We start from the raw sequence: 22,898 nt of genomic DNA, 5'->3' as shown, positions 1-22,898 counted from the left end.
TGTGGATTAAATATAAGTTGAGATATGAAAAGAATAGGATTATTTCTGTGGACATTGGCTACTGCCACTGCATTATGGGCCGGTGAAGAGAAAGACTTGCAACTTGCTTCGCCCGACGGAACACATCGTATCGCTTTCTGGCAGAAGACAGTGTCACCGGGAGTCAACGAACTGTGTTACCGGGTGGATTATAAAGGAAAAACGGTGCTCGGTGAGTCGCGTGCCGGACTCGATATGGACAACCGTGTGTGGGAAATGGCACTTGGCGAACGTAGCCTGAAGCAGCCAGACTGCTGGATGGACAATCTGGAAGTCGACTCGGTGAGTTATTTCCCTTTGGCCGACCGTACCTGGCATCCGCTTTATGGGGAACGAAGCACGGTGCGCGACTGTTACCGTTCGGCTACAATGTATCTTTCGAAGAAAGATGGATCGCAATACCGGCTGAATATCGAAGTACGGGCTTACAACGAGGGAATTGCTTTCCGCTATTATTTTCCGGAGCATCCGAAAGCCATTTTCCACAAGGTGGTGGCCGACCTGACGGAATACACTTTTCCGGCCGGAAGCATGGCATGGGCCGAAGAGTGGGCGCAGGCACGGTTCGAACGTTTAGCCGTAGGGGATATCCGACGTCCGGTAGAAAGAGCACTGACATTGGAACTGCCCGGAGGAGTATGGGCTGCCCTGACCGATGCCGATGTGGATGACTGGTGTCTGACCAAGTTTGTCGCTTCGGACAAGAAGAGCAATACGCTTACTTCTGTCATGTACAGTCCTGTGGACATCGTGACCTACTATGCCACACCCTGGAAAGTGATTATGGCAGCCGACCGTCCGGGCGACCTGCTGGAGCATAACGACATCATACAGAATCTGAATCCTCCCTGTGCAATAGCCGATGCCGACCAATGGGTGAAGCCGGGCAAAATTATGCGTGAAACAACTATTACGACTGAAGGAGCCATAGCCACCATCGACTTCTGTGCGGAACATTGCATTCCTTACATGCTGTTCGACTGGAAGTGGTACATGCCCTGCACTTCGCACGATGGCGATGCGACAAAGGTAGTGCCCGAAGTCGACATGCCGCGTGTGGTGGCTTACGGTAGGGAAAAAGGTGTGGGCATCTGGCTGTACGTCAACCAGCACGCACTGATGAAACAGGCACGCGAACTTTTTCCGTTGTTGCGCGAGTGGGGCATTGTCGGTGTCAAGTCGGGCTTTGTGCAGTATGCCAGCCATCGCTGGGCCACGTGGTTGCACGACTTGGTTCGTCTGGCTGCCGAGAATCATTTGTTGATGAACATTCACGACGAGTTTCGTCCTTCGGGTTTCAGCCGTACCTATCCGAATCTGCTGACACAGGAAGGCATCTGTGGCAACGAGGAGTTTCCCGATGCTACACACAACACCATCCTTCCTTTCACCCGCATGATAAACGGGGCGGCCGACTATACGATCTGTTACTACGACAAACGGCTGAAGAACACACATGCCCATCAGCTGGCTGCGTCGCTGATCTTTTACAGTCCTTTGCAGACGATTTTCTGGTACGACCGTCCTTCCTTCTATCAGGGCGAACCCGAGATAGAATGGTTCGAACATCTTCAGACGGTGTTCGACGACTCCAAAGTGCTTTCGGGTGAGCCGGGAAAAGGCATCGTGATGGCGCGACGTAAGGGAGAAGAATGGTTTGTAGCCGCCATGACCAACAACGAAGGTTCGCAACAGACAGTAAACCTTTCGTTTCTGGACAAAGGCAAGCCGTATCTGGCCTATATTTATACCGATGGCGGGGAAGAGGTAAAGACGCGGACACACGTGCGGTGTACTTATTTGCTGGTAGATGCCTCGCAACGTCTGCATTTCACCTTACAGCCCCGTGGCGGAGCTGCCATCCGTCTGGTGCCGGCCACAGGGGAAGAGACCGGGAAGTATAAGAAGTATCGGAAGAACATGAAACTGTAACGGAACGGACGGTTTGTTCGATGCTGGTTTTATTTGTATGCGGCGTTGAGTGTCCGGGCTTTGTTATTCGTATTATATCGTGTAAGGATGCTGAATAGAGCAGATATGAGGAGGGGCTGACTTTTAGGCACGGATTACACGGAATATACGGGGAAAGAACAAGAATAATCCGTGAATTCCCGTGTAATCCGTTCCTAAAGGAAAGTGATTCTTTATTTTGACACATCCCCGGATGACATCAGACACAGAACAATTTTAGAGATAACAGAATATGAAAAGACTGATAATGGTACTGGCCCTGTTGGGTAGTTGGCAAATGAATGCGGAAGCACAATACGTATCGGACGTATGGGTGTCCGATCAGTCGGACGGAACGTATGTCAATCCGGTGCTTCATGCCGATTATTCTGACCCCGACGTGTGTGCGGTAGGCGATGACTTCTACATGACGGCTTCCAGCTTTCAGTGTACGCCGGGTTTGCCTATTCTGCACTCCAAGGATCTGGTCAACTGGCAATTGGTCAACTATGCCCTGAAGGAGGTGGAACCGAAGGATTTTTACCGCAAACCACAGCACGGAAAAGGTGTCTGGGCGCCCTGCATCCGTCATCATAACGGCGAATTCTACATCTATTGGGGCGATCCGGACTGGGGAATCTTTATGGTGAAGACCAAAGACCCCAAAGGCGAGTGGGAGAAGCCGATACTGGTGAAAGCCGGTCGGGGAATGATTGATCCTTCGCCTTTATGGGACGAGGACGGAAAGGTGTATCTGGCTCATGCCTGGGCAGGCAGTCGGGCTGGATTCAACAGCATCATTACCATTTGCGAGATGAATGCGGAAGGTACGCAGGTAATTGGCGAACCGGTACTGGTGTTCGACGGTAACGACGGAGTGAACCATACGGTGGAAGGCGCAAAATTCTATAAAAACAATGGGTATTACTATATATTGGCTCCGGCAGGCGGAGTGGTTGAAGGCTGGCAGATAGCCTTGCGCTCGAAACATGTGTATGGTCCGTACGAATCGAAAATCGTCATGGCACAGGGAAGTACCGACATCAACGGTCCGCATCAGGGAGGCTGGGTGAAAACCCGCGCCGGTGAGTCGTGGTTCGTACACTTTCAGGATAAAGGTGCCTACGGACGTGTTATCCATCTGAACCCGGTGGAGTGGAAAGACAATTGGCCTGTCATCGGGACAGACAAGGATGGAGATGGTTGTGGCGAGCCGATGAAGCGGCATCGCAAGCCGGATGTAGGACGCAACTGGCCGGTACAGACTCCGGTGGAAAGTGATGAGTTTGATTCGCGCAAGCTGGGACTGCAGTGGGAGTGGCATGCCAATTATCAGGATTGTTTTGGCTTTACTTCCGATCTGGGATATATTCGTATTTACTCGCACATCCTGTCGGAGCACTTCGTGAACTGTTGGGAGGTGCCCAACCTGCTGTTGCAGAAGTTTCCGGCCGAGGAGTTTACTGTCACCACTAAACTGAAGGTATCGGCCAAGGACGACGGACAGCAGTCGGGCCTGATAGTGATGGGTTGGGACTATTGCCGCATCGGTGTGGAAAAGCAGGGAGAAGCATTTGTGCTGAAGCAAACCGTCTGCAAGGATGCCGAACAGGGCATGCCGGAGACGGTTGTCACCCTGGCCGAAGTACCGGTGAGCCGGAAGTTTGAGGCCGGACTGCATCCCAACTATGAGCGTGACATTTTTTTGCGTGTGCAGGTAGGCAAGGGAGCTGTATGCCGCTTCTATTACAGCCTCGACGGCAAGAAGTTTATGCAAGCAGGGGCACCGTTTACGGCCCGGCAAGGGAAATGGATCGGTGCTAAGGTAGGCCTGTTCAGCGTTACTCCTTATGGCAAGGAACGTGGCTGGGTAGACGTTGACTGGTTTCGTGTGAGTAAATGAAAGATATATAAAGATTAAAGTTTGAAAAAGGTATGAAGAATTTAGTTTTTGGGATGAGCATGGGGATGTTTCTGCTGGCGGCTTGCTCGGTTTCCGACCGTACATTCAGTGCGGACAATGAGTTGGACTATTGCAGCCGTCAGGTAGAACGTACGCTGAAAGACCTGAAGGATGAAAACGGAGTGACGGATTACACGATGATGCCCCGTAATATCCTGCAAGGTGAAACACGATGGAACTGCCGTAAGGCAACCAGCGAAGAATGGTGCAGTGGTTTCTGGCCCGGTGTGCTGTGGTACGATTATGAGTATACGCAGGACGAAAGCATCCGTCAGGAAGCCGAGAAGTTTACGGCTTCGCTGAAGTTTCTGTCCGAGAAACCGGCCTACGATCATGATCTGGGTTTTCTGGTATTTTGCAGCTATGGCAACGGCTATCGTTTGACCCGCAATCCGGAGTACAAACAGGTGATTCTGGATACAGCCGATACGTTGGCCACTTTGTTCCGCCCCAAAGCAGGCACCATACTGTCGTGGCCGCGCAATGTGCAGATGTTTGGCGGATATAACACGATTATGGACAACATGATAAATCTGGAACTGTTGTTCTGGGCATCGAAAAACGGAGGCAACCCTTACCTGGCCGACATAGCGATATCGCATGCCGACCGTACCATGAAGTATCAGTTCCGTCCGGACTATACGTCCTATCATGTGGCTGTATACGACACGCTGAGCGGTGAATTCCTGCGCGGAGTGACTCACCAGGGTTACGGAGACAACACCATGTGGGCACGTGGACAGGCATGGGCCATCTACGGTTTTACGGTGATGTATCGAGAGACGAAAGATGTTCGTTATCTGGACTTTGTGCAGAAAGTAGCCGATGTTTACCTGTCGCGCCTTCCGGAAGATGCTGTACCTTATTGGGATTTCGACGATCCGTCCATTCCCGAGGCTCCGCGTGACGCGTCGGCTGCCGCGGTGGTTGCTTCGGCTTTGTTGGAGTTGTCCACTTACTTGCCTGCCGAACGGGGAAGTGCATACAAGGATTCTGCCGTGCGGATGCTGACCAGCCTTAGCTCGGAGAAGTATCAAAGCAGGAAGACCAATACAGCCTTTCTGCTGCACTCAACAGGGCACTGGCCTGCGAAGTCGGAGATAGATGCTTCCATTATTTATGCAGACTATTATTACATCGAGGCTTTACTGAGGCTGAAGAAACTGGAAGAGGGGAAACCACTGTTCTGAAAGATGCCTTTCTGAGACTTCTGGAGGGGGTGGTGAGCCACACAAGTGCGGCTCGTGAACAACACAAGTACGGCTCGCGAGCCATGCAAGTGTCGCTCACGAGCCGTACAAGTGTTTTATAAAAGGGGTATCTGTACCTTATTTCCGACTGAGTTCGTCGCGGACTACAGCCATCATTCCTTCGACTTGGGCCAGGGCCAGCATACGTCCGTGGAAGGAGTATCCCGGATTGTAGCCTTTGGCTTCGTCGCCCAGCATGGTGCGTCCGTGGTCTACGCGCATGGGCAGTGCGGGGTTCTCCTGCTCGAAGATGCGGATCAGGTCGATCAGATGTCCGCGTCCTTCGAGGTGCGAGCTTTCGATGAAGTTGCCGCCCGGCATGGCTTTGGTACTGCGCAGGTGGACAAAGTGGGTACGCTTGGCAAACTTGCGGGCCAGTTCGCGGGTGTCGTTCTGTTCGCCTGCACTGAGCGAGCCGGCGCAGAAGGTCAGTCCGTTGTGCGGATTGTCCACAGCTTGCAGGAACCATTCGATGTCGGCCTCGTCCGTTACGATGCGTGGCAGACCCAGCACCTGGAAGGGAGGATCGTCGGGGTGAACGCACATGTTGACACCGTATTCATCGCACACCGGCATAACGGCTGCCAGGAAGTAGCGCATGTTCTCGCGCAGGGCATCGCGGTCGATGCCTTTGTACAAAGCCAGCAGGTTGCGGAAGATGTTCACGGGGTTCTTGTCGCCTTCCTTGATGTTGCCGTTGACGAAGCCTTGTGTCTTGACGATGATGGTATCAATCAGTTCGTCCTTTTCGGCTTCGGTAATGGTTTTGTCCAGTTCGGCCACCTTCTGCAATTCTTCGGCGGTATAGTCGGCTTCGGCTCCTTCGCGTTGCAGAATCTTGACGTCGAAGTAGGCAAAGCGGATGCGGTCGAAGTAAAGGGAAGAAGTCCCGTCGGCCCAAGGGTGTTGCAGGTCGGTGCGTATCCAGTCGATGACCGGCATGAAGTTGTAGCATACGGTCTTGATGCCAGCCTTGCCCAGATTGGCCAGACTTACTTTGTAGTTTTCAATCAGTTGTTCCCGTTCGGGACCGGCGTATTTGATAGCCTCGCATACGGGCAGGCTTTCTACCACCGACCAGCGCAGGCCGTGCGCTTCGATGTAACTTTTCAGGTTGTTGATGGCCTCCAGAGTCCAGATTTCACCGTTGGGCACATCGTGCAGAGCGGTGACAATACCTTCTACGCCAATCTGGCGCAGCATATCGAGCGTGATTTTGTCTTTCTTACCAAACCATCTCCAAGTCTTTTCCATACTATATTATATTTATTGTTTTGTGGGTTTAACGATGCAAATATAATCACAGTTTTCTAAAGTCAGTCATCTTACGGTGGCTATCTTTATCTGTTGCGGTTCAGCAGTTCTCCCGAAGGACATTCGTAGTTGCTGATACCGAGTTGTACTTTCTCCAAGTCGTCCAACTCGTGTATGGGGCGTTCGATGTCGTAGGGTATGGGCATTTGCGAGAATTGTTGGAAGTAGAGCAGACAAGCGTCTTTCCACCAGACGGCATCGCGTGCCTGGATTTTCAGGCGCGACTGTACATCCTTGAAGCAGTCTGCATCGACAAACGCCTCGGCTTTGTCCCATGTCTTCTGGAACTTTTTGACCTGTTGCACACCGGCATCGTAGTGGCGGCACAATTCGTCCCAAAGGGTACGGCCGCTCTTCATTGTGTGCCTCCAGGGTACGTGGTGGAACCACAGCAGGTATTCTTCGGGACAGGTGGCGAGGTTGTTGTAGAGGCGGGCCAGCGAGTCGGGATATTGTGCTACGGCGTTGCTGCCTGTCGAGCTGCGGTCGAAACCGATTCCTTGTGCGTCGGCTTTGTGATAATAGCTCGGCAACCAGTCGGGGCGTGCGCCGGGCACTTTACACCAGGGCTCGGGACCATAGTGGTGTCCCCAGGCAAAGAGGTGATGCAGACCAAGTGGCATCATATAGTCGACAACGGCTTCGCGGCTTTCGAGCATCATCTTCTTCAGGTCGGTATGAATCGGGCTGATGTCCGTTACTCCTTCCTTATAAATAGTTTGCTTCAGCCATTCGTCTGCAATCTCGTCGGAACCGAGTTGCGGATTCCATGCCAGACGGCCGAAGGCGTACCAGTTGGCTTGCGCAAAGGGATGTCCGCACCAGTTGGCGTCCGTACCGATGTTGCTGACGCCGGCAATGGCTTTCTGCGAAGTGGCAGGTACAAATTGGAAGAACTCTTCCCACATGGGAGCCAGGTAGGCAATGTGGTTGGAGTGTCCCAGATACTCCTGTGTAATCTGGAATTCGGCCATCAGGGACGTATGCTTCATACTTCCGAACAGCGGGCTATAGGGTTCGCGTGGCTGGAAATCGACCGGGCCGTTCTTGACCTGTACGATGACGTTCGGACGGAACTGTCCGTCCAGTGGCTGGAATTCGAGATAGGCCTGTTTGGCGCGGTCGGCATCCGAGGGACTGTAGACGAAAGCGCGCCACATGACAATACCTTTATAAGGCTTCAGAGCATCGGCCAGCATGTTGGCACCTTCGGCATGAGTGCGCCCGAAGTCGCAAGGGCCGGGCTGGCCTTCGGAGTTAGCTTTCACTAAGAATCCGCCGAAGTCGGGGATCAGTTTGTAGATTTCTTTGGTTTTGTTTTTCCACCAGCGGATGACTTCTTTGTCCAAAGGATCGGCGGTGGGCAGGCTGTCGAGTACCATAGGAGAAGCAAAGTTGACAGACAGGTATACCCGTATGCCATACGGGCGGAAGACGTCGGCCAGGGCTTTTACTTTTTGCAGGTATTCGGCAGATAATATTTGTGGAGATGCGTTTACGTTGTTCAGCACTGTGCCGTTGATGCCGATGGAGGCATTGGCGCGTGCATAGGCTTCATAGCGGTCGGAAAGAGTGTTGGGCAGTTCGTCCCAGTTCCAAAGTGATTTGCCGGCATATCCGCGTTCGATGGTGCGGTCCATATTGTCCCAATGGTTGAGGATGCGGAGCTGGTAGGCCGGGTTTTCGATAATTTCGTTGTCTGTTTTCAGGTCGTTGCTTTGAAGGGCCTGTAATCGGAGCAGGTGGTAGGTACCATACAGAAGACCGATTTCGTCGGGCGAGGTAATGGTTAGTCCGTCCGAAGTGTGCCGGATGCGGAATCCGTCTTTGTCCAGTTGCTTGTCCTTTTTCAGTTCAAGGGTTACAGGTGCTCCTTGCCACGCCTGCTGCAATTCCCGCGTAGCAAGGCCGATGGTAGGCGATTGCTTGTTGGCTGTGACTTGTGCATGCGCATTCTGTGGTTGCCGGAGCCACAGACGGCTTCCGTCTTCGGCCTGCAAGATCGAGAATGAGGACAACAGGAGACCTATAAGAAGATAGATTTTATGTTTCATGCTTTTGTATCATTAAGGATTGGTTTACCAAACAGAGAGTGCATAGCTTCTTTCGGTCACAGGCAGTTTTCCGGATGGCCGGCTGAAGTTATGCACTCTTATATATTACTGACAGGGACGTCTGCTTATTCGCCTCCTCCGTCGATGGTCAGGATGCGGCCGTTTTCGTCGTACTCCAGTTCGCACACTTTCAGGCTGCGGAGCCATGACTTTCCGCCTGAGGGCACACTGTCGTGATGGAACAGATACCACTTACCTTTGTATTCTACGATGGAGTGGTGGGTTGTCCAACCAACAACAGGCGTCAGGATAACTCCCTGGTAGGTAAAGGGACCGTAAGGATTGTCACCAATGGCATAGCACAGCATGTGAGTATCGCCTGTAGAGTAAGAGAAGTAGTATTTGCCATTGTACTTGTGCATCCAGCTGGCTTCGAAGAAGCGGTGCGGGTCGTTGGCTTTCAGCGGCTCGCCGTTTTCGTCTACTACCAGTACCGGACGTGGTTCTTCGGCAAATTGAAGCATGTCTTTGCTCAGCTTAACCACGCGGCTTGGCAAAGCAGGTTGATCGCCTTCGGGCAGTTCGGGGATTTCCAAGGCTTTGTTGTCCTTGTAGCGTTGGAGTTGTCCGCCCCAGATGCCGCCGAAATACATGTAGTAATCTTCCCCTTCTTTCAGTACGGCAATGTCGATACTGTAGCTGCCGCGGATAGGATCGGGCTGGGGAATGAACGGACCTTCGGGACGGTCGCCGATGGCTACACCGATACGGAAGATATCGGTCTTGTCCTTCAGCGGGAAGTACAGGTAATACTTGCCGTCTTTTTCGGCCACATCGCTGTCCCACAGCTGGCGGCCAGCCCAAGGAATGTCGGCAATGTCGAGTGCCTTGCCATGGTCGATAACTTCGCCGTGCATGGGATCGTCGGTCGAAAGTACGTGACTGTCCTTCATTACATATTGGTCGCCGTTGTCGTTTTCAACATTGGCGCATTCCCAATCGTGCGAAGGGTAAATGTAGATACGGTCGTTGAATACATGTACCGATGGGTCGGCCATGTAGTCGGCCGGGAATAAGTATCTTTTTTCTTTTTCCATAATGCGTTGTTTTTAAAGGTTATTTTGGTTGGTTTTCAGTTGTCTTGTTTTCGTTTATCAGTTCTTTCAGGAATGGTTTCATCTCGTAGTTGCGGTCGAACAGCAGGGGATATTCCTTGCGTCCGCGTACCGGGAAATTGTTTTTCCAGGAATCACCATCGCTTACTCCCCAGGCAGTTACACGCTCTACGATGTCGGCATGTTTCAGGAAGAGGTTGAAGAATGCTTTCATGCGTGCGTTCCATACGGCGGATACCGAGTCGGGCAGAGCTTCGGGATAAGGGTTCATCGCTTTTCGGAAAGTAACTGTATCCGAGATATTGGCACTCCGTTTTACAGTAGGCAGGGCACTCATGTCCCATTCTGTAATCATTACCTTTACGCCGGTTCCTGCAAAAGCGAGCATACTTGCTTCGAAATCTTCTATGGTAGGATAGTCCATTCCCATGTGTCCCTGCATACCTACAGCATCAATGCGAAGACCTTTTGCTTTCAGCGAATTTACCAGTTTGACTACAGCATCACGTCGTCCGGGAACGTTCATTCCGTAATCGTTGTAATATAACTCAGCATCGGGGTCAGCTTCGTGGGCATATTGGAAAGCGAGGGGAATGTATTCTTCGCCCAATATTTCGTAGAATTTGGTTTTACGATAGGAGCCGTCTTCTTCAATGGCTTCATTAACGACGTCCCATCCTTTGATTTTTCCTTTGTATCGGGTAACAATAGTAGTAATGTGGTCTTTCATCCGTTGCTTCAGCACCTCGGCCGATACGTTGTTTCCTTTCTGATCGACACAGAACCAAGGTGCAAGCTGCGAATGCCAGATGAGGCAGTGTCCGATGATGGCCATGTTATTCTCTTGTCCGAATTTCACAAACTGGTCAGCTTGCTCAAAGTTGTAACGGTCTTCTTCGGGATGGATATTGGCACTCTTCATGCAGTCTTCTGCCACAATCGAATTGAAGTGTTTTTTGATGATTTTCACTGAGGCTGTATCTACTTCTGACGACTGGCGGACGTTGACAGCTACGCCTACCAGAAATTTATCGCCAAAAACATCTTTCAAAGCAGGCTCTTCCGTAATAGTTGCCTGTTTCCCATTGCCGCAGGAAACTACTAGCATAGATGCGAACAATGTTAAAATAACATGCGTAATTTTCATGATACGATAAAATTATAATTAGTAAAATTTGTGAGTACCTTTCTCTTGTTTACTAGGCTGTTTTATTTATGACGCAATTCGATTTCTTTATTTATTTCATCGATCTTCTCGTCGCTCAGCTCGTACTTGGAAATGATGAACATAGCCAGAGCCAACAGAATAGCAGGAATAACGGCTACCAGCCAAAGGATGCCTTGTTCTGCAAAAGGAGATTGGCTGACAGCATTTTCCTGATCGAAACCTACATATGCCAATACCAGTCCGGGCACTACACCTCCCAATGCCATACCGGCCTTGTAGAAGATTCCGGTCAGGGCGTTGACAATGCCTGATATACGTTTGCCGGTAGTATATTCTCCATATGAGATTACTTCGGGTACAAGCGCCCACATGTATCCGGTAGCTACGATAACACCTGTTGACTTGATGAACTGTGCTACATAAACCAGCCAGATTTGAGTTTTCAGCGATGGAGTCATCGATATCACATAAAGCATGGCCATACCGATAATGGCGACGGATAAGAATACATTGAACATGGCACGCTTTCCGATTTTCCGTTTAATCCAGGGAACCAGTGGCATGAAAATGAAAGCCGGAATAGAACCTAATGCCATGAAATTGGCCATTTGGTCACTGGTACCTTTTACATTATAAATCATGTAATAGGATCCTGCTGAGTTGCCTACCGCCATCATGGCAAATGCTGTGATGAAGAAGAATGCCAGTACACGCAGAGGCTTGTTGCGTTTGAACTCGACCCAGAGGTCGGATACCTTCACGTTTTCGGTTTCTTTGGCATCCATAACGACACGTTCGCGGCATTGTGTGAAGCAGAATATGAGCAGAGCCAGTCCGACTATGCCATAAATGGTCATTGTGATGAACCAGGCATGGGCACTGGTTGTAGTATTGGTCATTCCGTCTGGTGAAATGGCTGCTACAATTTTGGGAATACCATAAGCTACCGCCAGTCCGCCAGTGTTGGCCAGGAACATACGCACACTGGTCAATGTCGTGATTTCGTCGGTGTCGCGAGTCAGCGATGCGTTGAGGGCACCATAAGGTACATTAATTAATGTATAAAGCATGGACAGTCCTACATAGGTAATGTAAGCATAAACCAAAGAGCCGGAGAAACCGTTCCAAAAGCAAAGAATGGCAAAGCCTGTAAGGGGAATACCTGCCAATACCAGATAAGAACGGTATTTACCCAGCGGGGGATTGTGCTTGTCGACAAAAGCACCTACCAGCGGGTCCCATAAAACATCGACTACGCGAACTATCAGGAACATGAAAGCTGCCACTTCGGGTTTCAGACCGTATACGTTGGTATAAAATATCAGCAAGTACATGCAGACTGTCTGATAGATAAGGTTTTGGGCTAGGTCTCCCGAGCCGAATCCTATGCGTTGAAGCCAGGAAAGTTTGTAGAATCCTTTTGATTCTTCGTTTGTTTTTGCAATAGATTCCATAGATATTTATTTTTTAGTATTTGCACTGTTTATTTTTTGTCGTCAGTTTGTTTTAAGGCTGCATCTGCTACACGCTCACCCAATGTTTTCTTGTTTAATGGATGGATATCATTCCATTCACCCAAGTCTCTGTTTTTGATGAGAGTAGTATGAGTATTCTGTTTGGCTGCCTTGGCTTGTTCCTGCCTCATTTCAGCCCAGGCTTTGCGTCCGTCAATATCGTCTTTGGAAAGGAAGTCTGCCAATTCGACAATATAGAACGGCAGGTCCTGGCGGTTGAAAGTGCGTCGCCAGTCTGCTATCATGGCTGTCAGCAAAGATGCATATTCGTTACGCCGTGATACATTCGATTCTCCCTGATACCATATTACTCCGTTGAAAGTGTAGTTTTTTAAGGGGGCTATCATGGCGTTGTACAGACAAACTGGCTTGTAGCAGAAGAACATCATGCTTGGTGCGTTGGGCATGGGAGCACCAAGACGGTATTTCCATGTACCTTCTAGGCTGATTTCTTCGTTTTGTCCTTCTGAGGGAATAATGATCTTGTATGGCTTTTCCGGAACAAAGCTCGGTTGGCCGCCATTGCTGATGAGGCGGACGGTAACATTGTTCTTGCCGGCTTTCAGTAATCCGGCAGGTATTTTGTATATACGTGGCGGATATTGATAACCTGTTGTTCCGACAAACTGTCCATTGACATAGACCGAATCGGCATCAACAATACAGCCTAAACGCAGGATAGCTTCCTTGCCGCTATAATTTTGTGGTATATCAACGTCTTTGCGTAACCAATGTGAGCCGCCTATGGGATTTAGTCCGTTGTTGCTCCAGTCGGCAGAAAACATGTCGACGTTTTTCCAATGGCTGTCGTCGTAATCGGTGGCATACCATGGAGTAGATTCGTGCAAACCGGCATCACCCAAATAAAGCGACCGATTCCAACGGCTGAAGTTTTCACTTTCTACCTTTTTTATATGTGCACAGAAAGCGTCGTCTTCGTATTGGCGTTTGTCGTTAATGTACAGTGGAAATTCTTTCAGACCTTCTTCACTGATCCATGCTTCAACAGGAGTGCCGCCCCAGCTTGAATTGACAAGTCCTACCGGAATGCCATTCTTCTCGTAGGATGCTTTGGCAAAGAAGTAGGCCAAGGCAGAGAATTGCATCACATTCTGTTGATTCAGTGCTTTCCAGCTTGTTTGAGGTGTGTCTTCCTGCGGTGCATGGAAATTGTATACTTTGGGAATGATGATGTGGCGAATCTTATCGTTGTTGTAAGATGCAATTTCTTCGGCAAACATATCGGTAACCCGACTGACAGGCAATTCCATATTGGATTGCCCGGAGCAAAGCCATACATCACCTATCAGAATGTCTTTGATTTCGATGTCGTTTACTGACATGAGATAAGGGCCTCCTGCTTTCATGGGAGGAAGTGTAATGCTCCATTTTCCGGAATTGTCGGCTGTTGCAGTAAATGTATCTTTTAGTTTACCACCTTTTGTTATAGAAGGAAGGGCTATTTTTACGTTATCAGCCGATTTTCCTTTTAAAAATCTGACTGTGACGGTTTCGCCCGCATCGGCAGTTCCCCATACTTTGACGGTTTGTTCGCGTTGCAACACCATACCGTCGGAAATAAGAGCAGGCAACTTCACCTTTGCTTCTGCCATTGAGGCAGAGCAAAGGCAAAGTAACACTGCAACTCCTAACCTAAACTTAATATAAACTTTATTTTTATGCATGTTTCTTATATATTTTACTTGTTTGTTATTCGTATTCGTATAATTTTACATGTAATATTTTGAAGTCCCCAACACTAATACGGACATGACGACCTTGGTGGGTCTGATCGCCGTTTAAGCGGCGAATATACCCGAAACTACCGTCAGGATTGATTTGGATTTCATCAACGGAACCGAGTCCACAGCGTTTTCCTTGGAACTTCTTTGATTCAGTGTAGCTGTGTTGCTCGTTTTCACCTTTTAGTTTGAAGCCATCTTCGCCTAACAGTTCTTTGGCGTTTCCGGATGCCTTTTCTGTACTTTTAGCAAATTCTACAACGATTCCACTGCCGGCTACAATATATTCTTTGCTACTTAATTTGAGTATGATGCCTCCACCTTCGGGCCATTTGCTTCCATCGGTAGCTCTCGGATCCCACGGCAGGGTGAAATAGTGACGACATGTAATGACCAGATCGTCATTGTGCAGAATACGTTCTTTATTTTCCTGGTCAAACAGCAGTCCTTTCATGACTCCTTTTCCTTGGTATTGGGTGAGTAAGGGCATCATTTCCTTTAATTTGCCATAGCTTTGTACTAAAGGAGCCTGCTGTGAGTCACTTCCATCCTCGATGGAGAAGGGGCTGAAGCCTATGGCATCGTGTTCGCCAAATACATAGAATGCTCTTACACCATCATCGTCTGCCAGTCGGATTTCTGGAATGAAAAGTGGATTGTTGTGCAGATGGTATTGGGCAACCCAATCCTTGAATCCATTATCGTAAAGGTCAGGGGCAAGAATGTCAATAGATGGTGCACCGCAGTGCCATATATCAATAAGGTGTGCCAGCGGACCGGCTGAAGGATATTCTCCCGGTTGGCGGCCACGACTGTTCATCGCTGCATTGACATATAAAGGTACGTTGTATATGGAACGTGCTGTTTGGGCCAGTTCTTCTACATAGTTGGCATAGTGCCATGCCATAAAGATTTCGTCCGTATAGATATCTGAACCAAAAACTGCTTGCCAATTACCTTGTCGGGGACAGCCTTGTGCTTCCCATTTTTTCAGCATCTGCGGATGAAGCTTTTTCTTGTTCTTTTGCAGGTAATTCATTAATTTCTCTGGAACCGGTGCCTGGAAAGCTTGATTAGCAGCTTGGGAATAGTCGCGTGCGCTCTCAAGCATACCTATTTCATTTTCAATTTGAATCATGATGACTGTTCCATGTGTTTTATCCACATCGGCTATGTGTTTCATCCATTCAGTGAAAGCCCGGTTGTCTGCCTGACGGACATTGTCGGAAAAGGCACTTGCTATTTCTAACGGCTTACCGTTTTGAGTAATGGCTCGCGGATATTTATTATAGTTTGTCTTGAACCATAGTGGTGTGTAGCAGCTCATGGAGTTTTTCCATGCTCCAAACCACAGGAATATTATTTTCAGATTGTTTGCCCGAGCCTGTTCGATGGCCTTATCGGTCAGGGTAAAATCATATTGTCCTTCTACGGGTTCTATTAAATCCCAGTAGGCAGGAACAAGTACAGTATTTAATCCCATCCGTTGGAGTTTCGGAAAGATACGCTCAATGTCTTGTGTACAGGCTGCTGAAGAATTACCCAGTTCACCTCCTAATATAAGGAAAGGTTTTCCCTCGACAAGGAGTTGAGTGAATGTATCTTCCCTGTGTAAAGAACTTTTCTGCGTGGATAAGGTTGCCGACAACAGAATGAAAAGGAGGAGTAGGGTTGTCTTTTTCATGGTGATACAGGTATCAATTTTAATGTTATCTCTGTTTACAAAGATACGAATCAGCTTTGTATTTCATTTCAAATAATGTATCATAAACATTCCTATAGGTAACATACACTTTATTCTACGTTACATTTTCTTGTATATAGAGTACATTCGGCTTAAAAGTCGTGTTTTATATAGGATGTTACCATTGCTATAGTTATTGTATTCGAAGTGTATATCAATATTAGAAAAATATGCTTGTTGAAGCAGGTAAAATAGTGGGCTGATGTAGCTATTTTTCTTTTTAGGGGCTTTTATCCTGGCCTGTTTTTTATTATGGATGAATTTATTACCTTTTTAGTAAGTGAAATATGGCAGGATTATCTAATTTTAGGCTACTATCTGGGTATCTTATTAGGCTAATGATATGCTATTTTTGAGTATATGTGTTTGTCGTTTGCGTTGATTTCAGATCCATTTTGTGCTTGTCTTTTGTGGAAAAGTTATAATTTTGGTGGATAAACTTTAGTCTACGTTACATAATCTTTCTTCCATGTAACATTTGTGTTTTTTAATGTTTCAATATTGGTGAAATGCATTATCTTTGAACGATTTTTATAGATATCACAAACCTTATACCATGAACCAATATATTCGTATTATTCTCTTTGTAATATTCTTTTGCACTCCTTTTGTGCCTGGAATGGCACAAACCGGTCGTTTTTATTCTATGGAAAGCGGATTGTCCAGCAGCCTGGTGAATAAGCTTCTGCAAGACAGCCGTGGTTTTGTATGGATTGCAACAGAATACGGTTTAAACCGTTTTGATGGTATACGCTTTACCAATTACAAGCACATTCCCGGTGATTCTACTTCTATTAAAAATAACTATGTGCATACGTTGTTTGAAGACAGTCGGAAAAATCTGTTTGTAGGCTGTATTGATGGGTTGATGAAGTATGATCGTGACACTGATACATTCATCGAAATACCCATGATGCGTGGTGGTCGCAGAGTATATCCGCACGTGACTCAAATGCGTGAATTGCGCAATGGCGAAATCTGGATTACTACAACCGGTCAAGGTATGTTCCGTTTAGACATTCAGGGAGATAAGGCTCTGTCTTTGGATAATATATTGCATCAGGCCAATTACAACTATCAGCAGAACTTTTACGAGGATTCCAACAGTAATATATGGATTGGTACTGAAGGAAATGGTTTGATTTGCTATTTACCGGCAACAAGAGAAATACGTATTTTTAAATATCCGGAAATAAATGATAATAATATTTCGGCTATCATAGAGGACAGCCAAGGCAACTTGTTTGTCGGAACGCCTAAAAAGGGCCTTTCGCGCTATGATAAGGAATCCAACCGGTTTGTGTCTGTCCCTTGTGAAGGCTCTCAGTCTATATCAGTATATTGTCTGCTGATGGTATCCGGCAAGTTGCTGGTAGGTACCGATGGGCAGGGAATAAAGACGTATAATCCGGCTCTTGAGGCTTTGGAAGATTATAGTATAAATTCTGCTCCGATGGACTTCTCCAAAGGCAAGGTTCATGCCATGATGGGAGATAAGGACAAGAATTTATGGTTGGGATTATTTCAGAAAGGAATTATGCTGATACCGAAGCAGGAAAATCCTTTTGAATATTATGGCAGCAAATCTACTTATTATAACCCTATAGGCGAAGGATGTGTGATGTCTGTTTTTCAGGACAGTGATTATCATTTATGGGTAGGAGCGGACAATGAAGGCTTGTTTGAACTGGGGATAGACGGGAAACGTATACGGCATTATCAGCCGGATGGTTCTTCGAGTTCTGTTGCCAGTACGGTGATGTGTATGTACGAAGATTCGAACGGAGATTTTTGGGTTGGATCGTATACACGTGGCTTGGCCAGAATGGACAGGAAAACAGGGAAGTGTGACTATCTGCCACAGATCGGTAATAAAAAGGTGTTGTCGATAGCGGAAGATGGACGGAAAAACCTGTATATCGCAACTTTGGGTTCGGGTTTTTACCGATATAATCTGCAGACGAAAGAGTTGAAGCATTACGAATCGTCCAAGGACGAAGCGGGCGATTTGAATCGGAATGAGTTGGCTAACGATTGGGTAAACTATTTATTTTGTGATAAAGATGGGATTGTATGGCTGGCGCATTATAAAGGAATCAGTTGCTTTAATCCCCAGACTGGCAGTTTCCTGAACTATAGGCAATCCAATACACTGATAACCGACTGCGTAGGTTATGCCTTGCTGGAAGATAGCAATGGTTATATCTGGGCAGGAACGACTGGTGGTCTGTTCCGTTTTAATAAGAAAACAGAGGAGATCGAGAAATTTACCGTCAAGGATGGTTTGTCTAATGATGTTATTTGCGGATTGTGCGAAGACGGACAACACAATATCTGGATTAGTACGTACAATGGTATCAGTAAGTTTGATGTTGTAGAGAAACGTTTCATAAACTATTACGCGGGCGATGGAATACAAGGCAATGAATTCACGCACGGAGCTTTTTATCGTGCTCCGTCGGGAAAGATTTTCTTTGGTGGTGTGAATGGTATTACAGCTTTCTTGCCGGACGCCATCAGTAGTGAGTCCAAGACAGCAGAGGTTTGCATTACTGACTTCTTTATATTCAATCAGCCTGTACGCAAAAATACCGAATCGGGTGGTCGGCCGGTTATTCAGGGGAGTGTTCAGGATGCGAAACGCTTTCAGTTGGCTTATGATGACAATACGTTTAGTATTGTCTTTTCCACTTTGCAATATAATAGTCCGGAACAGATAACTTACCAGTATAAGATTGAGGAACTGGGATCGAAGTGGCTGTCGACCGAACCGGGGGTAAATTTGGTGACTTATAACAACTTGCCTCCCGGCAAATATACTTTCTCGGTGCGTGCTTTGAATCATGGAAATCTTTCGGAAATACGTAATATCGAAATTCTGATTACTCCTCCTTGGTATGCGACTTGGTGGGCTTATTTCATTTATTGCATCCTGTTGGGACTGTTAGTCTATGGTGTTGTAAACCATATCCGTTCGCGGATGCGGCATCGCCGTGAGCTTATGAAGCGTGAACATGCCGAACAGCTGAACGAAGCCAAACTGCAGTTTTTTATCAACATCTCTCACGAAATACGTACACCGATGATGCTGATCATCAATCCGCTGGAGAAGTTGCTTGCCGATAAGAAAGATGCGGAACTGCATAAGACTTACCTGATGATTTATCGTAATGCCCAGCGCATTTTGCGCCTGATCAATCAGTTGATGGATATTCGTAAGCTGGATAAGGGGCAGATGTTCCTGAAGTTCCGCGAGACGGATATGGTGGGCTTTATCGACGATGTAATGATGACATTCGATTATCTGGCGCGAAAGAAGAAGATACACTTCACGTTCGAGCATGATATGCCTGAACTGAAAGTCTGGATTGACTTGAATAACTTTGATAAGATTCTGATGAATATCCTTTCCAATGCCTTTAAGTATACGCCGGAAGAAGGGGAGGTGCTGGTTCGGCTGTCTACCGGCAAGGACGCTACCCGTAGGGATGCTTTGAGGGAGTATTTTGAGATAACCGTTTCGGATAGTGGCATCGGCATCGACAAGAATAAGATTGAACGTATATTCGAACGCTTCTACCAGATAGACAACGATGTAACCAAGTCTAACTTTGGTACGGGAATCGGTCTGCACCTGTCCCGTTCGTTGGTATTGCTGCATCATGGCGAGATTTTTGCCGAAAATCGGGAAGACACTTCGGGTAGTCGTTTTGTTATCCGTATTCCGATGGGAGCGGCGCACCTGCGTAGCGATGAACTGGAAGCTGGCGAAAGCAGTATGAAGATAGAGCCGGTTCCGCTGAAGCCTCGTGTACATCCGGAAGTACTGAGCGAAGTTCCGGAAGATCTGCAGGCGGAAGAGGAAAAGAACGTTAAAGCCAAGACCAACCAGAAAGTGCTGATTGTAGAAGACGAAGAGGAGATACGCACTTATCTGAAGAATGAGTTGGCCGATGAATACCGGATACAGACTTGCGTGAATGGCAAGGAAGCCTACGAACTGATGCTGACCGATATGCCCGATCTGATAATCAGTGATGTAATGATGCCTGAAATGGACGGACTTACGTTGTGTCGCAAAATCAAGCAAAATACCAATATCAATCACATTCCGGTAGTGTTGCTGACGGCAAAGTCGAAGCCCGAAGATTGTCTGGAAGGCATGGACATTGGAGCCGATGCCTATGTCGTGAAGCCGTTTAATACGGAATTACTGAAAGGAACGATTGCCAACTTGCTGCACAATCGTCGGATGCTGAAGAATAAGTTTAGCGGTACGCAGCAGCAGGAAGACAAGATAGACAAACTGGAAATGCAGTCGGGCGATGAGAAGCTGATGGAGAAAATCATGAAAGTGGTGAACGAACATCTGGCCGATCCCGACTTGAATGCAGAATTGCTGGCCACAGAAGTCGGACTGAGCAGAGTGCACATTCATCGGAAGCTGAAGGAACTGACAAATCTTTCAGCTCGCGACTTCATTAAGAATATTCGTCTGCAACAGGCAGCCAAGCTGCTGGCCGAGAATAAAAAGCTGACTATTTCCGAGATAGCTTATGCTACGGGTTATACCAGTTTGTCTCATTTCTCCAACTCGTTCAAAGAACGGTATGGCTTGTCTCCTAAAGACTACATCATTAAACATCAAAAAGATTGAGATGAAAGGTTTACGGAACCATACACAGCGGTGAAGGCTTCGTGAACCTTTTATCTTTTAATGTATTTTCGCCTTCCATCCATTCTTTTCTCATCAGATTCCGATGCTGTCTGAGACGGTAGTATATGTCGTGGCTGATAGGGTGTAATGTGGCAGTGCTTAACAAGCAATGTCAGAGGGCGTAACAATCAATGTTAGAGAGCGTAAGAAGCAATGTGCCAGGCGTTGCAAATATGGCTTGTGAGCTGTGCAAGTGTTGCTCGTGAGCCGTGCAAGTGTTGCTCGTGAGCCGTGCAAGTGTTGCTCGTGAGCCGTACAAGTGTTGCTCGCGAGCCGTGCAAGTGTTGTTCACAAGCCGTATAGACGTCGTTCAGAGCAGGTTTTTTTATCGGATAGAAGAAGGCGCGGACTACAGGGGAATGATGTTGCAAAAGGGATAATTCCATTGCAAAATGTCCTGTGGTCCGTGCCCGAAAAGTTTGAAATTATTTGGATGCACCGTTCTTCCAGATGTCGTTCACCTTTTTTCGTATGCTTAGGATGTTGACCAGCGAAACAAAGACAAACAGCAGGCTTCCCGTCAGTATGCAAGGCCATAAAGAGCCTGTTTCCAGTTGCGGGAACAGATTCTGAAGGGTATCTGTGTAATAACTGCGAATCCACATCACCCCGCCTGCTGACAGCAGAAGTACAATCAGATTCAGACCGATGGTCAGCAAGTCGTACGGCAGGGCTACTTTCGTGGGACTGTAGCCAATGAGCAGCAGGGTCTCCAGCTTTACGGTATTCTTCTGTAATAGCAGGAATATGCTCAGCATCAGGATGTAGAACGACAGAAGACTGATAAACAGTCCTATACTGATAACAATGCCAGTGATAAGCCGTAAGAAGTAGGTTGTCTTTCCGGCATCCAGGTTATTGCCTTCGGTCTCGTAATTCTTTTGCTGGAAGTAGTCGGCGATGGCTGTGTCGGTTGGGTTGTTCACTTCGACAATCAGCCGTGACGGCTGTGCTTCCTGGTCGGGAGCAAAAGTCTGGTTGGCCCAGTTCATGAACGATTGCGGAACCAGTATCGTATTCAGGCGGTTGGAGAAGCCTACGATATTGCCTTTATACTGTTCTACGCGTCCGTTGCCGCGCAGAATGATGTCCATCCGAATCAGGCTCATCACACCTTCCGACAGCTTGGGCAGGCTGCGACTTTGGGCAAAACCGAAGTTGTAGAGGTTGAGGTAGTTGCGCGGGATGATGATGGGGATGGTACGGCTGTTTTCATCGAAGTGCCATTTGTCCAGGTTGACGTCTACATATTCGTCGGGTACCGACTCGAAGAACATTTCGGTAGACAGGTGGATGCCTGCTTCCTGCATACCCAGCCCGGCTGATACTTTAAAGAGCGAAGGGGTAAAAGCCCCGATGCTGCGGGTGAACGGCTGCTGTTGCAGTTCCTTGATTTCTTCTTTGGTAAAGGTATTGCTGCGCCCGGCAAAGCTACCGAGGGTGCTGATTTTTTTGGTGGCGATGATATACTCTTTCTTCATAAAGCTGTCCCCTTGGGTGAACAGCGGCAATACATCGCGATAGAACTGTATGCTTAGCAGGACGATTGTCATGCCAAACAGATTGGCCAGGAAGAAGCCGGCCAGTTGTCCCACGCTGATGTGTTGACGAAGAAGTCGCCAGACGAGTTTGTTCATTGTTTCTTTCAGAGTTAAAGTTTGAATACTTCGTTGTAATCCAGTGGCAGGTGCTTGCCTATTGATGTCACGATGATACCGGCTTGTTGCCGTTCGGCTTCCTCTGTCAACAGCCGGCTCATGATGATGCCGTTTTCGTCGTCAAGGTGGCTGACGGGTTCGTCCAAAATTATGAAGTCGAAAGGTTGGCAAAGACTGCGGATAAAAGCTACCCGTTGCTGCTGTCCGAAGGACAGTTTGCCGGCTTGTACGTCGATTTTGTCGGCTATCCCCAATGTTTCAAAAAGGGCCACGATGTCCTTTCTCTTTTTATGGTGGGTCAGCTGGTTCTTCAGCAGAACATTTTCGAGTGCCGTCAGTTCGGGGAAGATGCGCAGTTCTTGAAACAGAATGCTGAGTGAGTGTCGCCGGATGTTTCCCCATTCGCTTACGGAGAGCGAACGTATGTTGCGTTCATCGAAGTTGATGATGCCCTGATAGTCGCGCCGGTATCCGTAGATGTAACTGCAAAGCGAAGATTTGCCTGTGCCCGAAGCGGCTTCAATCAGGTAACGCTTCCCTTTGCAGAATGTGATGTCGTGATGCCATATGTCAGAGGTGATGGCATCACGGTCGGCAAACACTTGTGGAAGTGTTTGCCGCAGGTGAATATTGTTCATTGTTTAATTAGACTGTTCGTTGACAGTTGACG

13 protein-coding genes are annotated in these 22,898 nt (G+C 47.8%); 4 read left to right on the top strand and 9 right to left on the bottom strand.

Annotation, left to right across the window (positions count from 1 at the left end; genetic code table 11):
* Window positions 1–24: 24 nt before the first annotated feature.
* From BQ5591_RS15450 to BQ5591_RS15440, 3 genes are all read left to right on the top strand, one after another.
* The gene (locus tag BQ5591_RS15450) at window positions 25–1,971 is read left to right on the top strand and encodes a glycoside hydrolase family 97 protein (RefSeq protein ID WP_071150012.1); all 1,947 of its coding nucleotides are present in this window, start codon (window positions 25–27) and stop codon (window positions 1,969–1,971) included.
* 271 nt (window positions 1,972–2,242) lie between these two features.
* Entirely contained in the window at window positions 2,243–3,892 is a 1,650-nt protein-coding gene (locus BQ5591_RS15445) for a glycoside hydrolase family 43 protein (protein WP_071150011.1), read from the top strand.
* 32 nt (window positions 3,893–3,924) lie between these two features.
* Complete coding sequence (locus BQ5591_RS15440; RefSeq protein ID WP_071150010.1) at window positions 3,925–5,142, top strand: glycoside hydrolase family 88 protein; 1,218 nt, start codon at window positions 3,925–3,927, stop codon at window positions 5,140–5,142.
* A 138-nt stretch (window positions 5,143–5,280) separates the two neighbouring features.
* Here the strand turns inward: BQ5591_RS15440 and uxuA are convergent, their stop codons facing one another.
* The 7 genes from uxuA to BQ5591_RS15405 form a co-directional block, all read right to left on the bottom strand.
* Window positions 5,281–6,456: a mannonate dehydratase gene (uxuA, locus tag BQ5591_RS15435; RefSeq protein ID WP_071150009.1), complete on the bottom strand. Its 1,176-nt coding sequence runs from the start codon at window positions 6,454–6,456 to the stop codon at window positions 5,281–5,283.
* Window positions 6,457–6,542: 86 nt separating this feature from the next.
* On the bottom strand, window positions 6,543–8,570 hold the full coding sequence (locus BQ5591_RS15430; protein ID WP_071150008.1) for an alpha-glucuronidase family glycosyl hydrolase: 2,028 nt from the start codon (window positions 8,568–8,570) through the stop codon (window positions 6,543–6,545).
* Between the two features lie 125 nt (window positions 8,571–8,695).
* On the bottom strand, window positions 8,696–9,667 hold the full coding sequence (locus tag BQ5591_RS15425) for a glycoside hydrolase family 43 protein (RefSeq protein ID WP_071150007.1): 972 nt from the start codon (window positions 9,665–9,667) through the stop codon (window positions 8,696–8,698).
* A 19-nt stretch (window positions 9,668–9,686) separates the two neighbouring features.
* The gene (locus BQ5591_RS15420) at window positions 9,687–10,793 is read right to left on the bottom strand and encodes an endo-1,4-beta-xylanase (RefSeq protein ID WP_277120256.1); all 1,107 of its coding nucleotides are present in this window, start codon (window positions 10,791–10,793) and stop codon (window positions 9,687–9,689) included.
* Between the two features lie 101 nt (window positions 10,794–10,894).
* Window positions 10,895–12,307: an MFS transporter gene (locus BQ5591_RS15415; protein WP_022163889.1), complete on the bottom strand. Its 1,413-nt coding sequence runs from the start codon at window positions 12,305–12,307 to the stop codon at window positions 10,895–10,897.
* A 29-nt stretch (window positions 12,308–12,336) separates the two neighbouring features.
* The gene (locus BQ5591_RS15410) at window positions 12,337–14,052 is read right to left on the bottom strand and encodes a sialate O-acetylesterase (RefSeq protein WP_071150005.1); all 1,716 of its coding nucleotides are present in this window, start codon (window positions 14,050–14,052) and stop codon (window positions 12,337–12,339) included.
* A 25-nt stretch (window positions 14,053–14,077) separates the two neighbouring features.
* Window positions 14,078–15,793: a GH35 family beta-galactosidase gene (locus BQ5591_RS15405; RefSeq protein ID WP_071150004.1), complete on the bottom strand. Its 1,716-nt coding sequence runs from the start codon at window positions 15,791–15,793 to the stop codon at window positions 14,078–14,080.
* Between the two features lie 616 nt (window positions 15,794–16,409).
* Between BQ5591_RS15405 and BQ5591_RS15400 the strand changes: the two genes are divergently transcribed.
* Window positions 16,410–20,510: a hybrid sensor histidine kinase/response regulator transcription factor gene (locus tag BQ5591_RS15400; protein WP_071150003.1), complete on the top strand. Its 4,101-nt coding sequence runs from the start codon at window positions 16,410–16,412 to the stop codon at window positions 20,508–20,510.
* A gap of 485 nt (window positions 20,511–20,995) precedes the next feature.
* Here BQ5591_RS15400 and BQ5591_RS15395 read toward each other — a convergent pair whose 3' ends face one another.
* Both BQ5591_RS15395 and BQ5591_RS15390 read right to left on the bottom strand, forming a co-directional pair.
* Window positions 20,996–22,207, bottom strand: coding sequence for a hypothetical protein (locus BQ5591_RS15395; protein WP_071150002.1), 1,212 nt, complete (start codon window positions 22,205–22,207; stop codon window positions 20,996–20,998).
* A 14-nt stretch (window positions 22,208–22,221) separates the two neighbouring features.
* Window positions 22,222–22,866 carry an ATP-binding cassette domain-containing protein gene (locus BQ5591_RS15390; protein ID WP_071150001.1) on the bottom strand — a complete coding sequence of 215 codons (645 nt, stop codon included), beginning with the start codon at window positions 22,864–22,866 and terminating at the stop codon, window positions 22,222–22,224.
* Window positions 22,867–22,898: the final 32 nt, after the last annotated feature.

The organism is Bacteroides ndongoniae, from assembly GCF_900108345.1.
GTDB classification, from domain to species: domain Bacteria; phylum Bacteroidota; class Bacteroidia; order Bacteroidales; family Bacteroidaceae; genus Bacteroides; species Bacteroides ndongoniae.
Note: the sequence above shows the minus strand (reverse complement) of the source record. Positions and strands in the feature narration are given on the sequence as shown.